Raw genomic sequence first — 16,199 nt, 5'->3', positions numbered from 1 at the left:
GAGGATGGAGCGAGGCGGATCGGCAGGGACTGTCGTGCGCAGGATGCTGGGCGCGGCCCTGCTGCTGGGGCTGGCCGCCTGTTCGACGCTGAACCCGACGGCGCCGCATCTCTATACCCTGACCCCGCGGGCCACCGTCGCCCCCGGCCCCAAGGCCGACTGGCAATTGCTGGTGGAGACGCCGTCGGCTGCGGCGGGGATCGATACGCCGCGCATCGCCCTGGCCCGCACGCCGACCTCGCTCGATTATTTCGCCGACGTGTCCTGGGCCGACCGGGCGCCGAACATGGTGCAGGGGCTGATCGTCCAGACCTTCGAAGACAGCGGTCGCATCGTCTCGGTCGGGCGCGACACGGTGGGCTTGCGTTCCGACTATGTGCTGAAGTCGGAATTGCGCGATTTCCAGGCCGAATACGCCACGCCGGGTGCCGCCATGCCCGACCGGGTGCATGTGCGTCTGTCGGCCAAGCTGGTCGCCATGCCGCGCCGGACCATCGAGGCCGGCGAGACTTTCGAGGCGTCGGCACCGGTGCGCGGACGCTCCTTCACCGACGTGATCGCCGCATTCGACGAGGCGCTGGGCAGGGTCACCGGGGAATTGGTGACCTGGTCGCTGTCGCAGCGTTTCCACCCTTCCGGCAGTTGATCGGGCGGCCGTGGACCGCCTGAGCGCAAGCGGTGCTGCAACCGCAGGTGCGGCAATCGAAAAGACCTTGCCATGCCCGCATAGCCGCGTACGTAATAGGGGTGTTCGCGCAGCGCAGGATCGGGCGATGACGGATTTGTCGGAAGTGTCCCGCGAAGAGTTGGAGGCGATGGCCGAGGCGGGACGCGAGGTTCGCCTGTGCCAGCGCGTCCTGGCCAAGACCGGCGACACGGTGGTGGGTGAGCTTCTGCGCGGTCACGGCACGCTGTACGAGTGGAAGCACTATCCGCCCGGCGATGTTTACGACGCCGAGTTCCATGCCCAGTATTACTATCACTGCCATCCGGAAGGCGAACGGCCCAATGGCGAGCATGGGCATTTCCACACCTTCCTGCGCCCGCACGGCATGCCGCCGGGGCTGCGGCCGGCGCCGTTGGCCGATTTCGTGACGCCGGACAACGACAACGACGCTCTGTCCCACCTGATCGGCATCGCCATGGACGTGGCCGGCCAGCCGGTGCGGCTGTTCACCACCAACCGCTGGGTGACCGGGGAGACCTGGTACAAGGCCGACGACGTGATCGCCATGCTCGATTCCTTCGAGGTCGATCATGCCCGGCCGTCCTGGCCGGCCAACCGCTGGATCACCGCGATGACGCGGCTGTTCCGCCCGACCATCGTCGAATTGCTGCGCGACCGCGATGCCGCCATCCAGCGCTGGGCGGAGAGCCATCCCGACGCCTACGTCTACGAGGACCGCGGGCTGGAGGTCGCCTCGCAGCGCCATATCTCGGTGGAGCAGCAGATCGCCGAGGTGACGCTGCATCTGCGCGGGGCACGGCGACGCCGGTCCATCCTGCCGGAGCCGCCCAGCTTCGTCGGAATGCCGTGAGCGGCTCCTCCTCCCATGGACTTATGGCCAAAGGCCATGGGCTTATGACCGCGGGGCGTTAAGGAAGGTTCAACCGTTTCGGAAGATCCTTAACCCTTGTGGACAAGTCTCCGCCCACATCCGCGCGGGTTTTGCGGTCCGCGACCCATATGGAGACGGACCAGGGCAGGAAGGGTCCGGGACCCATGAGTGACGGTTTCAAGTCGGGTCATCTGACCCAGCAGGACGTGGCGCGGCTTCTGGCCGACCCGTCGCCGAACAGCCGGACCGATCTGGCCGCCAAGCTGGCTCAGCAGTTCGACAGCCCGGAGCTGTCGCAGTCGGAGCGCATGCTGGCGGAGGACATCATCCGCGTGATGGTCACGGACACGGTCCTGCGCGTCCGTCAGACCCTGGCCGAGAATCTGAAATCCAGCCCATCCCTGCCGCGTGACGTCGCCCTGACCCTGGCCCGCGATGTGGAGGCGGTGGCGATCCCGGTGCTGAGCGTCTCCACCGTGCTGACACCGGCCGATCTGGTCGAGATCGTGCGGACGGGAGCGGAGGCAAAGAGCACCGCCATCGCCCAACGCCCGACCGTGCCGGCCGTGGTCGCCGACGCGCTGATCGAAAGCGGTTCCGAACACGCGGTCGCGGCACTGGTCGCCAACGAGGGGGCGGAGCTTGGCGAGCAGAGCCTGGGCCGCGTCATCGACCGCTTCGGCGCCAGCGAGGCGGTGCAGGATCCGCTGGTCCACCGTTCGAAGCTGCCGATCACCATCGCCGAGCGTCTGGTCGCCGTCGTGTCGGAACGGCTGCGCCAGCATCTGGTCTCGCACCACGAACTGCCGTCGAAGGTCGCGTCGGAGCTGATCCTGCAAAGCCGTGAACGGGCGACCGTCGCCCTGTTCACCGGGGAGAGCGACGAAGGGGCGCTGGACCGGCTGGTCACCCAGCTTGCCCGTACCGGCCGCCTGACGCCGTCGCTGCTGGTCCGCTCGCTGTGCACCGGCGACATCGCCTTCTTCGAGATGGCGATGTCGCGCATGGCGAACGTGCCGCTGACCAACGCCCGGCTGCTGATCCATGATGCCGGACGGCTGGGGCTGAAGTCGCTGTATGACAAGGCAAAGCTGCCGCCGGCCCTGCTGCCGGCCTGCCGCATCGCGATCGACGTGCTGAAGGAGACCCCCTATGACGGCGAACCCGGCGACCGCGAGCGCCACCGCCGCCGCGTCATCGAGCGCATCCTGACCCAGTACGAGGATCTGGCGCCGGAGGATCTGGAGTTCCTGCTGGCGAAGCTGGGCGACATGATGCAGCCGGAAAACGCCGCGGCGTGACCGATCCGATCTTCTTCGCCGACCCGGCCCCGTCGCCGGGAGGCGGCCCGGCCGACACCATCCGCCGGCTGGAACGGCGCATCGCCGAGTTGGAAGCCGCATTGCGCCAGAGCGAGGCGCGGGCAGGGGAGGCGCGCTTCCGCTCCCTGCTGCGCACGGCGGCCAGCATCATCCTGGTGCTGGGAGACGATGGCCGTGTGCTGGAGGCCAACCGTGATGCCGAACGCGCCTTCGGGCTGGAGCCCGGCACCGCCATCGGCCGCCCCTGGACCGAGATGATGGGGGAGCAGCCGACCGGCGCCTTCGCCGCCCAGCTCAAGGTCGCCGCCGAGGGAATGGAGGTCCGCAACTTCGAGCAGGCCCTGCGCGAGCAGGACTGCATGAGCGAGCGTGTGCTTCTGTGGAACCTGAACCGGCTGCCGGAGGCCGACGGCGCGCCGGCGGGCATCCTCTGCGTCGGCCAGGACATCACACGCCGCAAGCGGGCGGAACTGGCTCTGCGTCAGGCCCGCGACGAGCTGGAGATGCGGGTGGCCGAGCGTACCCGCGCTTTGATGCAGGAGATCCAGGAACGTCGCCGCGCCGAACAGGCGCTGATCCAGGCAAAGGAACAGGCCGAACTCGCCAACCGCGCCAAGAGCGAGTTCCTCGCCAACATGAGTCACGAGCTGCGCACGCCGCTGAACGCCATCATCGGCTTTTCCTCGATGATGGAGAGCGAGATCGTCGGGCCGCTCGGCCATCCCAAATACCTCGACTACGCCAAGGTGATCGGCAAGTCGAGCCAGCACCTGCTGGCGGTCATCAGCGATATCCTGGATGTTGCCAAGATCGAGGCCGGCAAGTTGGAAATGCATCCGCAGCCGATGGACGTGCGCGACGCCGTGGAAAGCTCGCTTCTGCTGATCGCCGAACGGGCGGAGGAAGGCGGGCTGACCCTGACCCAGGACATCGCCCCCGAAACCCCCCGCCTGTTGGGCGACCCGGTGCGGGTGAAGCAAATCCTGCTGAACCTGTTGACCAACGCGGTGAAGTTCACCCCCACCGGCGGCAGCGTCGCCCTGCGGGTCCGCCCGGAACGCGACCGAATCCTGATCGAGGTGGCTGACAGTGGGATCGGCATGAATGCGGACGGCATCGCCATCGCCCTGCAACCTTTCGGTCAGGTCGACAGCCAACTGTCCCGCCGCTCAGGCGGCACTGGGCTGGGCCTGCCGCTGGTGCGGTCCTTCGTCGATCTGCTGAACGGCACGCTGGACATCCGCAGCCGCGAGGGGGAAGGCACGACGGTCAGCGTACGGCTTCCGGTGGCGCCGCCCTACGACGGGGAATAATCAGGGAATGACATGGTCATGAGGCAGGGACCGGTTGCACAGGACGGCGACCGGCAGGGTGAGCCGTTTTCGGTCGCGATGGTATTTGGGATTTCCGGGATCGACCCGCTGGAATGGGATGCCTGTGCCGCCGGCAAGGGGCCGTTCCTGCGGCATGCTTATCTGAGCGCGGTCGAAGACAGCGGTCTGGCCGGGCCGGACAATGGCTGGCGTCCCGCCCATATGATCGTAAGGGATGAATTGGGCCTTACGGTTGGAGCGGCGCCCCTCTATCTGCGCGACCGGTCTACGGACGAGTTCTGGCCCGATCAGGCATGGATCGACGGCTTTCAGGCGTCGGGTGGACGCTATTTTCCGAAGCTGGTCATGGAGGTCCCCTACACGCCGGTGACCGGCGCGCGGATTTTGCTACGGGAGGGAGCGCCGTCCGGCGTGGCAGATGCACTAACAGGGGCTATGCGTTCATTGGCCCACAATCATGGTCTTTCTTCCATCCATGTGAGCTTTCCGGACGAGGAAGACCGTGCCCGTTTCGAGAAGGCGGGATGGCTGACCCGCCATACCGTCGATTACGAGTGGCGGAACGCGGGCTATGGCGACTTCACCGAATTCACCGCGGCCCTGTCGAGCCGTCGGCGCAGCGTGATGCTGTGGGAACGCCGCAAGATCATCGAAAGCGGGGTGCGGATTCGCGATGTGCCGGGCGGCCGGGTCGGGGAGGCCGATGTCGCGGTGTTCCTGGATTTGCTGGCCGACCTCCATAGCCGCCGGGGGAGGCGTCAGGCGCTGACGATGGATTTCGTCCTGCGACTCTGCGCCGCTTTCGGTGATGCCGTGACGCTGACGTTCGCCGAATCCGGCGGAGTCGCGATCGGCGCCTTGCTGACCATGGAAGGTGACGATTGCCTCTATGTGCGCAGCTGGGGGGCGAGGGAGGGCGCGCAGCTGGTCCATTTCGAGATCTGCTATTACCGCACTGTCGAACGGGCGATTGCCCGGGGGTTGAGCCGTGTGGACAGCGGGCGCGGCGGCCCGCACAAGCTGGCGCGAGGGTTCCTGCCGAAACTCTCCCATGCCTGCCACTGGTTCCTGTACACCAATATGCGCCGTGCGGTGGCGGAAGGGCTGGAACTGGACAACGCCAAGGTTCTCGCCGCTTATGCGCAGGAACAGGCCCGCTCCCCATTCCGCCAGCAGGCCGGCGGATAGCCGCTTGCGCAGGGCCGGGCGGCGGGCCACTTTGCCTCTTTGAATAGACGACAGGCGGAGTGGGACATGTCGGTCAGCCGGGCAGTGGGGCGGGACGATCTGAAGACGCGCATCGGGCAGGCGCTGGGGGAGGCGAAGGCCGATCTGGTCATCAAGAACACGCGCTTCCTCAACGTCGTCACCGGCGAGATCGCGGAGGGTGACATCGCCGTCTGCGGCGAGGTCATCGTCGGCACCTACGAGTCCTATGACGGGGTGGAGGAGATCGACGGGCGCGGCCTGACCGTGGTTCCCGGCTTCATCGACACCCATGTCCACTGCGAATCCACCTGTGTCACCCCGCAGGAGTTCGACCGCTGCGTCCTGCCCCGCGGCACCACCACCGCCATCTGTGACCCGCATGAGATCTGCAATGTGTTGGGCGAGAGGGGCCTCAGCTATTTCCTCGACTGTGCCGGGGGCACGGTGCTCGACCTGTTCGTTCAGCTGTCCTCCTGCGTGCCGGCGACGGAACTGGAGACCTCGGGTGCCCGGCTGGAGGCGCCGGACCTGATCCGCCACATGGACCATCCGCGCGTGCTGGGGCTGGCGGAATTCATGAACTTTCCCGGCGTCTTCCACAAGGTGGACGGGGTACTGGACAAGCTGGCCGCCTTCGACGGGCGCCACATCGACGGCCACGCCCCGCTGGTGACGGGGAAGGAACTGAACGCCTATCTGTCCTGCGGCATCCGCAACTGCCACGAGACGACCAGTGCCGATGAGGCGATGGAGAAGCTGCGCAAGGGCATGCAGGTGCTGATCCGTGACGGGTCGGTGTCGAAGGACGTCCATGCCCTTGCCGAAGTCATCGGGCCGGAGACCTCACCGTTCCTCGGCTTCTGCACCGACGACCGCAATCCGCTGGACATCGCGGAGGAGGGGCACATGGATCACCTGATCCGCAGCGCCATCCGCCTCGGCGCGCCGGTCGCCCATGTCTATCGTGCCGCCACATGGTCGGCCGCCCGCGGCTTCCGTCTGTACGACCGCGGGTTGGTGGCGCCGGGGCATCGCGCCGATCTGGTCCTTCTGGACGATCTGGAGGACTGCGCGGTCAACCGCGTCATCCGCAACGGCAAGATCGTCGGGCCGCACAGCTTCGACGGCCGGCCGGCGGTAACGCCGGTGGGGCTGGATTCGGTGAAGCTGGAGCCGGTGGCCGAGGAGGATTTCGCCGTGCCGGTCGGCGGCTCCGTCCAGTCAGTGATCGGGCTGGAACCGGGCAAGATCCTGACCGAACACCGGCGGATCGAGGTGCCGGTGGTCGGCGGCCGGATGGTGGCCGATCCGTCACGCGACCTGCTGAAGATCTGTGTCTTCGCCCGCCACGGCAGCAACCGCAACATCGGCCGCGGCTTCGTCCAGGGCTTCGGCTTCGCGGAGGGGGCGCTGGCCTCGTCGGTCGGCCATGACAGCCACAACATCTGCGTGGTGGGTGCCGGCGATGCCGATATGCGCATCGCGGTGAACCGGTTGATCGAGCTGCAGGGCGGCTTCGTTGCCGTGCGCAACGGGCAGGTGGTCGGGGAACTGGCGCTGCCGCTGGCCGGGCTGATGAGCCTGGAGTCGTTCGAGGCCGTGGAGGTGAAACTCCGGTCCCTGCGCGCCGCCGTCCGCGCCATGGGCTGTCCGCTGGCCGAGCCCTTCCTGCAGTTGGCCTTCCTGCCGCTGCCGGTCATCCCGCACCTGAAGATCACCGACCGTGGCATGGTCGATGTCGACCGTTTCGAGCTGATTGCCGCCTGATTGGGCGGTATGCCCGTGAAAGGGGCATCGGCCTGGGGAATGGGCGGTTGGAATTTATCCTCGCATTGATCGGCACCGACCACGAAACGGCCGCGAAACCTGGAAAAGCCCATTTCCCGTAAGGGGAGCGGGCTTTCCATGCCTGGATTTGCGACCTTAAAATTTAGGCCGATCGCCTTCCTTCCTCTGGCATGGGCTTTGCCACGACGACACATTATCTGTTGTTCGTCATCGAGCGAGCCCGATCAGCCATGACCCATCTGGCCCCGGTGATCCACCACTCCCACAGCCTGCTGCCGGTCCGGCCGCCGGAAACCGTGTCGATGCGGACGCGGGACGGCGTGCGGTTGGATGCCGATCTCTATCGGCCCGACGCCGCCGGCACATGGCCGGTGCTACTCCTGCGCGTCCCCTGCGGCCGGCGCACCGCCCTGACCAGCCACTACGCCCATCCGCGCTGGTACGCGGCGCGCGGTTATGTGGTGGTGGTGCAGGACATGCGCGGCTGCGGCACCTCCGACGGCCGCTTCCGTCCCTTCGAGGCGGAACGGGAGGATGGCGCCGATGCCGTCGCCTGGGCGGCCTCCCTGCCGGGATCGTCGGGATCTGTGGCGATGTACGGCTGCGGCTATGCCGGAATGGCGCAATGGCTGGCGATGGCCGAGGCGCCGGCGGCCCTGCGCGCGGTGACGCCGGCCTTCGCCGGGTGGGACGTCTTTTCCGACTGGGCCTATGAGGGCGGGGCCTTCCGGTTGGCCGACGCCATGGGCTGGGCCCTGCGCACCGCGGCCGACGCCGCGCGGCGGGTCGAGGACGGAACCGGGCACCGGTTGCTGACGGACGCGGCGCGCAGCCTGCCCATCGACGACGAGATCCCGTCACGGCCGCAGGCCCTGCGCGACTACGCCCGCTACACCCATTACGACGATTGGCTGACCAACCCGGTGCCCGGCCCATCCTGGGCCGCGCTGTCGCCCAAGGCGATGCAGGACGCCATGCCGACCGACGTGTCGGTCCTGCAGATCGGCGGCTGGTACGACCCGCGGCTCGCCGGCATGCTGGACGCCCATGAGCGCTTCGGCGCAAGCCAGAGGGCACCGGTGCGGCTGGTCGTCGGTCCTTGGGGCGCCGAGGGACCCGCCGCCGCGCCTGGACAGGCGCCGACGCTCGACACGCTGCAACTCGCGTGGTTCGACCGGGTGCTGAAGGGCGAGGGAGGGGATCGCGGCGGTCCGGTCCGCCTGCACGATGTGGAGACCGGACGCTGGCACGATCTGTCCACCTTGCCGGCGGCCGAAGCGGTCCTGCATCTGGCCAGCGACGGCCTTGCCAACCGTCAGGGCGGGCGGCTGGAGTTGGAGATGCCCGATCTGGAGGCGCTCGACGTGGTGGTGCACGACCCGCGCATGCCGGTGCCGACGGTGGGCGGCCATGCGGTGCCGGATGCCGCCGGACGTCCCGACCGCGCCGCCGTCGACCGCCGCCCGGACGTCGCGACCTACACCAGCCTGCCGTTGGACGAATCGCTGATGCTGGCCGGCCGGGTGGCGCTGGATGTGTGGGTGGAGGCCGACGCGCCATCCTTCGATGTCAGCGCCGTGCTGTCGGTGCTGCGGCCCGACGGGCAGGTGCTGCCGCTGACCCATGGCCATGCGCGGGTGGAGCCGGGAGATCCGACCCGGCCGCTGACCATCGGCATGCGGGCGGCCTGCGCCACGCTCGCGCCGGGATCGGCGTTGCGCCTCAGCCTTGCCGGGTCCTGTTTCCCGGCCTATCCGGTCAATCCCGGCACCGGGGCGGAGCCGGGCGAGACCCGCCGGGTCGATGCGCTGCCGATCACCCTGCTGATCCACAGCGGTCCCGACCGGCCGTCGCGTCTGCGGTTGCCGGCCGGATCAACCGTTTAGGGAGCCTCGCCCCCGTCCGCCTCGTCTTCGCCTTTCCCTGCCGCTTCCAGGCAGAAATCCAGGCTCTGGGACAGGAATCGCATCATCAGGTCGCGGAAGGGCGTCTTGTCGCCGACCGACCAGGCCCGCTCGACGAGGTCCAGATACAGGCCGCGGTCGTCGGCCTGGACCACCACCGGCGGATAGCCGGCGCGGTTCAGGATCAGATTGCACAGCAGCAGCGCCGTCGCCCGGTTGCCGGCATGGAAGGGACGGATGGCGCTCAGCCGGTGATGCGCCTCGAAAGCCGTGTCGGGACCGGCGTCGGACTTGCGCATCCAGGTCGACAGCGCCGACATCGACACCCGCAGCTTGGCCGGGTCAGGAGCCGTTTCGGCCGGGTCGTCCTTCGGCGGACCGTCGCGGTATTTTCCGGCCTCGTCCTCGATTCCGCGATAGAGCACGCTGTGAAAGGCGGTAACCGTGCGTTCGGTGACGGCGCCCGAGGGATCGAAGGAAAGCCGGGCCATCAGCTCCAGCGCCGCGCGGTGGTTCAGGACGAAGCGCTGTTCCTCCACCCCGCGGTGGCGCAGGATGCTGCCGCGCTCCAGGATCGCTTTGACGTCCGCGCGCTTGAGCGGAATCTCCTCCAGCGCCGCGGCGGCGACGGTCAGATCCAGCTCGAACCGGTCGGCGATGCCGTGCACGACCTCCTGCGGCAGGGGACGCGCGGCGTCCAGCGCCCGTTTCTTCTCCGCGATCTCGTCGAGCAGGGCCATCGGTCACTCTGTCGCTTTAGCAGGGGAGGGCTTGGCACGATGCGCGTCTTGCCGCGCCCCCTGCGGGGATTTGCCGCTTGGACGGGCACGGTTGCCGGTTTTAGGATCCCTGTCAAGATGTCCACAACCCAGCCATGGCCGGCCGCAACCGCCTCAGTCCGCGGGATGCGCCTGCGATCGCGGGTCGCGAGGGGGGAGATCGCTGCGATGAGCTACGTCGTTTGGGACAAATCCATGAGCGTCGGCGTGCCCGTGCTCGACGACGAGCACCGGCGCCTTCTCGACCTGTTCAACGGTCTGCTGGAAAGCGGCATCACCCCCGCCAACCGGGAGGAATTGTCGAGTCTGCTCGCCAGCCTACGCGACTATGTTGCCGTCCATTTCGCGCGGGAAGAGGCGATGATGGAGCGCTGCGGCTATCCCGAACTGGACGGCCACCTCGCCGCCCACCGCTATTTCGCCGACGAGGTGGAAAAGCTGGCCCGCGACTTCGACGGCGACAACCCCACGATGCTGCGCATGGACCTGATCCTGCTGTTGAAGGACTGGTTCGTGGAGCACATCCAGCAGACCGACAGCCTGTACAAGCCCTATGTAGGGGAGAAGGCGTAGAGCGTAAGAGTCCCCTCTCCCCCGGGGAGAGGGTTACCGGGGCGGGAGAGGGCTTGCACTCATTGGCCGGCCCTCACTGCTTCGCTGCGGCCTTCTGTTCAGGCAGGCCCTTGTCCAGCTTGGCCTGTATCGCGGCCTTGTCGGTGTCGTCGTCGGCGCTGCGCAGCGCGCGCATCCACTGGAAGCGGGCCTCAACGCGGCGGCCGGCCCGCCAGTAGGCGTCGCCGAGATGGTCGTTGATGGTCGGATCGACCGGCTTCAACTCCACCGCGCGCTCCAGCTTGGCGACGGCGGCTTCGTAGTCGCCCAGCGTGTAGAGCGCCCAGCCCAGGCTGTCGACGATGTAGCCGTCGCGCGGGCGCAGTTCCACCGCCCGCTCCACCATCGCCCTGGCCTTGTACAGATGCTCGCCGCGGTCGATCCAGCTGTAGCCGAGGAAGTTGAGCAGCGACGGTTCGTCTGGCCGCAGCTTCAGCGCCGCCTGCAGGTCGGCTTCGGCCTGCGGCCATTGCCTGGTCTTCTCGTAGCACATGGCGCGGGCATACAGCAGCGGCCAATGCCGCTCCTGCGGGGTGCCGATCCGCTCCAGCGCGGTGGTGTAGGCGGGGATGGCCTCGGCATAGCGCTTGGCGTAGCGATAGATGTCGCCCAGGCGGGTGATCGCGTCGGTGCGTTCCGGCCGTTCGGCGGCGAGGTCCTTGAGGACCGCGATGGCCTCGTCGTTGCGATCCATGCGGGCGAGGCTGTCGGCCTCGCGCATGCGGGCGGTCCAGCCCAACAGCGGGTCCTTCTCCAGCCTCTTGTAGGCGGCCAGCGCCTCCTCGTGATGGTCGCGCGACGCGGTGATGTCGCCGATCAGCAAATGGGCCAGCGCCAGATCGTCGCGCAGGTGCAGCGCGATGCGGCCGAACAGCAGCGCCGGCTCGTCGGCATTCTCATGATGCAGCGCGCTGCCCAGGTCGAACAGCGCTTCGGCAAGGCCGGAGCGGGCATCGGGAACCGGGCGGGTGTCGGACGGGGCATTCGCCATGGCGGCCAGCGCCGGCTCCACCAGCAGCCCGTCGGGGTTGCTGCCCTGGAAGGCCTCGTAGAGCTTGCGCGCTTCGTCCTTGCGGCCGGTACGGCTCATGAAGCTGCCGACGATCTGCACGACGCGCAGCGGCGCATCGGTCTCCGTCACCTTGGCGTAGCGGGCCGCCGCTTCTTCGTTGCGGCCGGCGAGGTCGAGGATCAGACCGGCATGCAGGTTGTAGAGCGCTTCGAAGCCCTGGACTCCGGACAGCGGTTGCAGCGCCGTCAGCGCCTCATCCGTCTTGCCGCGGGCGGTTGCCAGCCAAGCGCGGGTCAGCGGCGCCAGGAAACGGCCGAGCCCGTCGGTCGGCAGGCGGGCGGTATAGCCGTCGGCCTCATCCAGCTTGCCCTTGGCCAGCGCGTCGGCGGCCAGCAGGGTCAGCGCCATCTGTGGCTCGCCCTTTTCATCGAGCAGCCGGCTGGCATAGCCGACGGCCGTGTCGATCCGCCCCTCGCCCAGCCGCAACAGGAAGGTGCGGCGCAGCAAGGCCGGGTCGTCGGGATCGGCGGCCAGAGCCTGCGCGGTGAAGCGCGCCGCCGCGGTCCAGTCGTCCTGGTGCTGGGCGTAGCGGCCGGCCAGATAGCTGCCGGTGGCGGAACCGGTGCCGTCATCCGCAGTCGGGCCTGCCCCCGGCCCGGCGGCAAGGGCGGGCGCCAAGGCAGTCCCGGCCATCAGGATGGCCAGGGAGATCGGCAGCAACCGGCGTCGGAAACTCGTCATGCTCTCGTCACCTCGTTTTCCGAGTCGGTATCCCATCATTTTCGGCAGGGCGCGGGCAAGAGACTTTCGTGCGCGTCCCGTTTTCACATCGGCCAACGCCACTCCCGCCGCACCTGCTCGATCCGCTCCGGGCGCAGGATGTCGGTGGCGTGGGCGTCCATATGGGCGCGCAACGCCTCCGGCATGCCGGGAGACAGGGTGGCGCCCTCGACCGACCAGCGGGCCATCCAGGAGAGCGTGCGCAACCATGTCAGCCGGCGCAGCGGCCTCAGCCAGGGCCGCACCTCGTCGGCGAGGTCGCCCGGAACCGCGATGGCCCAGGCCTCAATAAAGGCATCGACGTCTGCCGGGGCCAGTTCCGCGTTCACCTCCGGATCCCACTTGGTCGAGGTGTAGAGGCTGGCATGGGCGAGATCGCTGGCCGGGTGGCCGTATTGCAGCTTTTCCAGATCGGTGAACCACGCCTTGCCGTGGGCGTCGATCAGGAAATTGCCGGGATGCACGTCCACCCCCACCGCGGTCAGCGGCATCGGGGTCTCTCGCGGCGGGGCGAGGTCGCCGGCACGGGCGGCGGCAAGCTCCTCCGCGATCAGGCTGCGCGCAATGGGCGTCAGGTCGGCGCGGTCGAACCATTCCGCCTGCCGTTCGACCTGCGCCAGCAAGGCGGCGACCGGGTCGGGCGGGGCGGGAAGCGGCTCAAAGAAATCCGGCAGCGCCATGCGGTGCAATGCCGCCAGCGCGCGGGCAATGGCCGGCATGTCGCCGGGCAGGACGGGGGTACGCCCCTCCACCTCACCCACCACCAAAGCGCCGAGCGGCAGCCCCTCGCCGGGCGGCAGCAGGCCGGCGAAGCGCGGGGTGTGGCCCGACGGCTCCGCCCGCTGGAAGGCGGCGGCCTGCCGCTCCAGCGCCGTCCAGGCGTCTAGGCCGAGCTGGCTCCAGCGCGGGATGCGGGCGACCAGCCGCCGGCCGCGCAGCCGCACATGGTCGTGGGCGACGCCCTTCAGCGGCATCGGCTCCAGTGCGTCGGCGGACAGGTCGGCAAGGCGCGGGAGCCGGGTCAGCGCGGCCTGCAGGGCCGCAATAGAGAAGCCAGCCGGTCCGCTCACGCCATATGCTCGCGCAGGCGGGGCATCAGCTCCACCAGGTTGCAGGGGCGGTGGCGGTTGTCGAGCTGCCAGACCAGGATGTCGTCCCAGGCATCGCGGCAGGCGCTGGGCGAGCCGGGCAGGGCGAAGATGTAGGTGCCGTTGGCGACGCCGCCGGTTGCCCGGCTCTGGATGGTGGAGGTACCGACCTTGGCATAGCTGAGATAGCGGAACAGCTCGCCGAAGCCGGGGATCGCCTTCTCATAGAGTGCCTCGACCGCCTCCGGCGTCACGTCGCGGCCGGTGACGCCGGTGCCGCCGGTGGTTAGCACCACATCGATCTGCGGATCGGCGATATAGGCCTGGACCTGGGCGCGGATCGCCGCGATGTCGTCCTTGACGATGGTGCGGGCGGCGACCTTGTGGCCGGCCCCGGCGATTCGCTCCGCCAGCGCGTCGCCTGAGCGGTCGTCGGCGGCGACGCGGGTGTCGGACACCGTTACCACGGCGATGTTCACGGGAAGGAAGGGGCGGCTCTCGTCGATCTTCGGCATGGCGGCAGACGTGTCCTCATGTCGGGCCGGAGCCCGACAAGGGGGCGCCGGCGGTCAGGGTATCGGGCTGGCCTCTCCCCGCTCCGCCACCGTTTCCACCGCGACGGGGGTCGCCGGCTTGACGGCGGACAGCGAATCCGGGCGGGTAGCGACTTCGGTCGGGCGGGCCTCCACCGCGGTGTAGGTCGGCCACTTTCCATCGGCGACGGCGGTGAGCGACGCGGTCTCCTGGCCCAGCCGCAGCCGGTAGATCCAGAAGTTCGCCATCACCTTCTCCACATAGTCGCGTGTCTCGCCGAAGGAAAGGCTTTCGATGAACAGCAGCGGATCGGTGATGTCGCTCAGGTCGCGCCGCCAGCGCGCCAGATTGCCCGGCCCGGCATTGTAGGCGGCAGCAGCCAGGAACAGGTTGCCGTCGATTTCCGGCATGCCCAGCAGTTCCGACAGATAGCGCTGGCCCAGCTCCATGTTGCGGGACGGGTCGAACAGCGCGTCGCGGCTGGCGTCGTCGCTGCCGATGTCGGCGTTGCGTTCGCGCACATGCTGCGCGGTGCTGGGCAGGATCTGCATCAGCCCGGTCGCCCCGGCGGAGCTGACCAGACGCGGATCGAAGCGCGATTCCTGGCGCATCACCGCGAAGACCAGCGCACGGTCCAGCGCGAAGCCGTCGCGCGGTTTCCAGTGCGGTAGCGGGTAGAGCGCGGCGGCATAGGGCGCGCCGTCCGGCCCGGCTACCGCATTGCCCAGCCGCAGGGACAGCGAGGCGACGCCGGCGCGGTCGGTCAGCGCCACCATCGCCTGTTCGACCAGCTGGTCGCCCTGCGGATCGATGCGTTGCAGCTCCATTCCCGCCAGCTCGCGCTGACCGGCCTGGAGCAGGGCGATGGCGCGGGAACCTGCCGGCTTGGCCGCCACCGCCGCCAACTGGCGTCCGGTCAGTTCCGGCGCCTGCCAGTGCACCTTTCCCAGCCCGTCCAGGGTGCGCAGCGCGATCAGGCCATAGAAGGTGTGCGGATAGCGGGCGGCTGCGGCCAGATGCTCGGCCGCCTCCTTCTCCTTGCCGGGCTTGCGGGCCAGAGCCCGGGCGGCCCAGTAATCGGCAGCCGCGGCCTTCCAGGGGGAGCGCGGGCCGGCGGCGGCCATGCCTTCGAAATGGCGTGCGGCCCGGTCGGTCTGCTTCAGCCGCCAGGCGGCGAGCCCGGCGATCCAGTGCGCTTCCGGCAGCATGTCGCCCGACCGCGCGGCGCTGGCCGAGGCGAGAGTCAGCGCCTGCGCCGTCTCGCCGGAATAGAAGAGGGATGCGGCGATGCGGGCGCGGGCGGCGTCATACTGCACGGTGTCGAGCTTGCCGCCGAACTCGTCCTGGCCCAGCAGGCTCAGGGCGGCGGCGGTGCGGCCGGATCGCAGCAGTTCCTCCACCCGGGCCACCGCCGCGCGGTCGCTGTGGGCGCGCGACACGGTGCGGCTGCGCGGCGCGACGGTGACGCTGTCGTCCTCGTCGTCCTCGTTGCTGGCGACGGTGCGCAGGCCGCCCAGCCGTTCCAGCGATCCGACGAGGCGCACGCGCTCCTCGCCCCGCGGCGGCTTGGGCGCACGCTGGCCGGCGGGCTGGCGCTTCTGGGCCAGGCTGTGGACCCGCTCCGCCCCGGCGAGGTCGCCGTAATCCTGCATCCAGCGGGCGAGTTCCTCGTAGCTGGCCTTGCGGTCGGGGTGGAGATAGCGCTGGCGCAGGACGTAACCGACCAGACGGCGGTCTTTCAGCTTCGCCATCTCGGCATCGGCGGCATCCCAGTCCGCCCGATCCTGCGCCGCGAAGATGCGGCGGTAGCGGGCGGCATCCTCCTCGTCCAGCTGGACGGCGCGGGCATCGTCGTCGGTCGCGAGCAGAAGCGGCACGCCGGCCGGGTCGGGCGCCTCATTCGCGGTGGGGGCGGCCAGCGGGCTGCCGTCGGCGGACGAGGGGGCTGCGATTTCGGGGAGCCCCGCGGCCGGATCGCCAAGCGATTCGCCGAAAACGGGGCTGTCGGGGTCAGGCACGGAATCCCCGCCGGGCGGGACGACGGCGTGACCGTCCGGCGCGTGGATGATGAGGGCGGCGCAAGCGGGCCGGAACCCGACCGCGCCGTCGGATCCCATGGTGAAAGCCACCGTGAGACCCAGCACCCCCAGAAGGTTCCGCCGCAGCGGGGCCGCGCTCGCGACCCGGTATGCTGCACTGCAAAATATCCGGAGCATGGCTCCGGGATACCCCACGACCGCGCGAACCGCAAGCAACGGATTCGCACGGAATGTGTCAT

Annotated in this window: 13 protein-coding genes; 8 read left to right on the top strand and 5 right to left on the bottom strand. The window is 68.9% G+C overall.

Annotated elements, in window-relative coordinates:
- Window positions 1-43: 43 nt before the first annotated feature.
- From FZ938_RS21945 to FZ938_RS21915, 7 genes are all read left to right on the top strand, one after another.
- Window positions 44-646, top strand: coding sequence for an ABC-type transport auxiliary lipoprotein family protein (locus tag FZ938_RS21945; RefSeq protein ID WP_246457995.1), 603 nt, complete (start codon window positions 44-46; stop codon window positions 644-646).
- Between the two features lie 127 nt (window positions 647-773).
- Window positions 774-1,538 carry a DUF6969 family protein gene (locus tag FZ938_RS21940; protein WP_149200570.1) on the top strand — a complete coding sequence of 255 codons (765 nt, stop codon included), beginning with the start codon at window positions 774-776 and terminating at the stop codon, window positions 1,536-1,538.
- A gap of 185 nt (window positions 1,539-1,723) precedes the next feature.
- A complete protein-coding gene (spbR, locus tag FZ938_RS21935) occupies window positions 1,724-2,860 on the top strand; it encodes a SpbR family protein (RefSeq protein ID WP_109074625.1) in 1,137 nt (378 codons plus the stop codon).
- Entirely contained in the window at window positions 2,857-4,194 is a 1,338-nt protein-coding gene (locus FZ938_RS21930) for a PAS domain-containing sensor histidine kinase (protein ID WP_246457967.1), read from the top strand. Before spbR ends, FZ938_RS21930 begins: the two co-directional genes overlap by 4 nt.
- An 18-nt stretch (window positions 4,195-4,212) precedes the next feature.
- Window positions 4,213-5,403, top strand: coding sequence for a GNAT family N-acetyltransferase (locus FZ938_RS21925; RefSeq protein WP_174757438.1), 1,191 nt, complete (start codon window positions 4,213-4,215; stop codon window positions 5,401-5,403).
- Window positions 5,404-5,469: 66 nt separating this feature from the next.
- Complete coding sequence (ade, locus tag FZ938_RS21920; RefSeq protein ID WP_149200568.1) at window positions 5,470-7,191, top strand: adenine deaminase; 1,722 nt, start codon at window positions 5,470-5,472, stop codon at window positions 7,189-7,191.
- Window positions 7,192-7,442: 251 nt separating this feature from the next.
- The gene (locus FZ938_RS21915; RefSeq protein WP_149200567.1) at window positions 7,443-9,098 is read left to right on the top strand and encodes a CocE/NonD family hydrolase; all 1,656 of its coding nucleotides are present in this window, start codon (window positions 7,443-7,445) and stop codon (window positions 9,096-9,098) included.
- Here FZ938_RS21915 and FZ938_RS21910 read toward each other — a convergent pair.
- Window positions 9,095-9,856, bottom strand: a complete 762-nt coding sequence (locus tag FZ938_RS21910; RefSeq protein ID WP_149200566.1) for a Fic family protein — start codon at window positions 9,854-9,856, stop codon at window positions 9,095-9,097. The genes FZ938_RS21915 and FZ938_RS21910 overlap by 4 nt on opposite strands.
- 207 nt (window positions 9,857-10,063) lie before the next feature.
- Here FZ938_RS21910 and FZ938_RS21905 point away from each other — a divergent pair, with 207 nt between their 5' ends.
- Entirely contained in the window at window positions 10,064-10,468 is a 405-nt protein-coding gene (locus tag FZ938_RS21905) for a bacteriohemerythrin (RefSeq protein ID WP_149200565.1), read from the top strand.
- 73 nt (window positions 10,469-10,541) lie between these two features.
- On the opposite strand, the gene FZ938_RS21900 is transcribed toward FZ938_RS21905, so the two are convergent.
- The 4 genes from FZ938_RS21900 to FZ938_RS21885 form a co-directional block, all read right to left on the bottom strand.
- On the bottom strand, window positions 10,542-12,260 hold the full coding sequence (locus FZ938_RS21900; RefSeq protein ID WP_149200564.1) for a tetratricopeptide repeat protein: 1,719 nt from the start codon (window positions 12,258-12,260) through the stop codon (window positions 10,542-10,544).
- 83 nt (window positions 12,261-12,343) lie between these two features.
- A complete protein-coding gene (locus FZ938_RS21895; protein WP_246457969.1) occupies window positions 12,344-13,369 on the bottom strand; it encodes an aminoglycoside phosphotransferase family protein in 1,026 nt (341 codons plus the stop codon).
- Complete coding sequence (gene moaB / locus FZ938_RS21890; RefSeq protein WP_149200563.1) at window positions 13,366-13,902, bottom strand: molybdenum cofactor biosynthesis protein B; 537 nt, start codon at window positions 13,900-13,902, stop codon at window positions 13,366-13,368. Before moaB ends, FZ938_RS21895 begins: the two co-directional genes overlap by 4 nt.
- 54 nt (window positions 13,903-13,956) lie before the next feature.
- Window positions 13,957-16,038: a lytic transglycosylase domain-containing protein gene (locus FZ938_RS21885; protein WP_246457971.1), complete on the bottom strand. Its 2,082-nt coding sequence runs from the start codon at window positions 16,036-16,038 to the stop codon at window positions 13,957-13,959.
- Window positions 16,039-16,199 lie beyond the last annotated feature (161 nt).

Origin of the sequence: Azospirillum oryzae, assembly GCF_008364795.1 — a bacterium.
In the GTDB taxonomy this organism is placed as follows: Bacteria; Pseudomonadota; Alphaproteobacteria; order Azospirillales; family Azospirillaceae; genus Azospirillum; species Azospirillum oryzae.
The sequence above is the reverse complement of the archived record's forward strand: the minus strand, read 5'-3'. Positions and strand labels throughout refer to the sequence as shown.

Excerpts from the sequence above, each read along its gene's own strand:
- spbR (WP_109074625.1), top strand. The coding sequence starts at position 1,724 with ATGAGTGACGGTTTCAAGTCGGGTCATCTGACCCAGCAGGACGTGGCG.
- FZ938_RS21945 (WP_246457995.1), top strand. The coding sequence starts at position 44 with ATGCTGGGCGCGGCCCTGCTGCTGGGGCTGGCCGCCTGTTCGACGCTG.
- FZ938_RS21905 (WP_149200565.1), top strand. The coding sequence starts at position 10,064 with ATGAGCTACGTCGTTTGGGACAAATCCATGAGCGTCGGCGTGCCCGTG.
- ade (WP_149200568.1), top strand. The coding sequence starts at position 5,470 with ATGTCGGTCAGCCGGGCAGTGGGGCGGGACGATCTGAAGACGCGCATC.
- moaB (WP_149200563.1), bottom strand. The coding sequence starts at position 13,902 with ATGCCGAAGATCGACGAGAGCCGCCCCTTCCTTCCCGTGAACATCGCC.
- FZ938_RS21900 (WP_149200564.1), bottom strand. The coding sequence starts at position 12,260 with ATGACGAGTTTCCGACGCCGGTTGCTGCCGATCTCCCTGGCCATCCTG.
- FZ938_RS21910 (WP_149200566.1), bottom strand. The coding sequence starts at position 9,856 with ATGGCCCTGCTCGACGAGATCGCGGAGAAGAAACGGGCGCTGGACGCC.
- FZ938_RS21925 (WP_174757438.1), top strand. The coding sequence starts at position 4,213 with ATGAGGCAGGGACCGGTTGCACAGGACGGCGACCGGCAGGGTGAGCCG.
- FZ938_RS21885 (WP_246457971.1), bottom strand. The coding sequence starts at position 16,038 with ATGGGATCCGACGGCGCGGTCGGGTTCCGGCCCGCTTGCGCCGCCCTC.
- FZ938_RS21940 (WP_149200570.1), top strand. The coding sequence starts at position 774 with ATGACGGATTTGTCGGAAGTGTCCCGCGAAGAGTTGGAGGCGATGGCC.
- FZ938_RS21915 (WP_149200567.1), top strand. The coding sequence starts at position 7,443 with ATGACCCATCTGGCCCCGGTGATCCACCACTCCCACAGCCTGCTGCCG.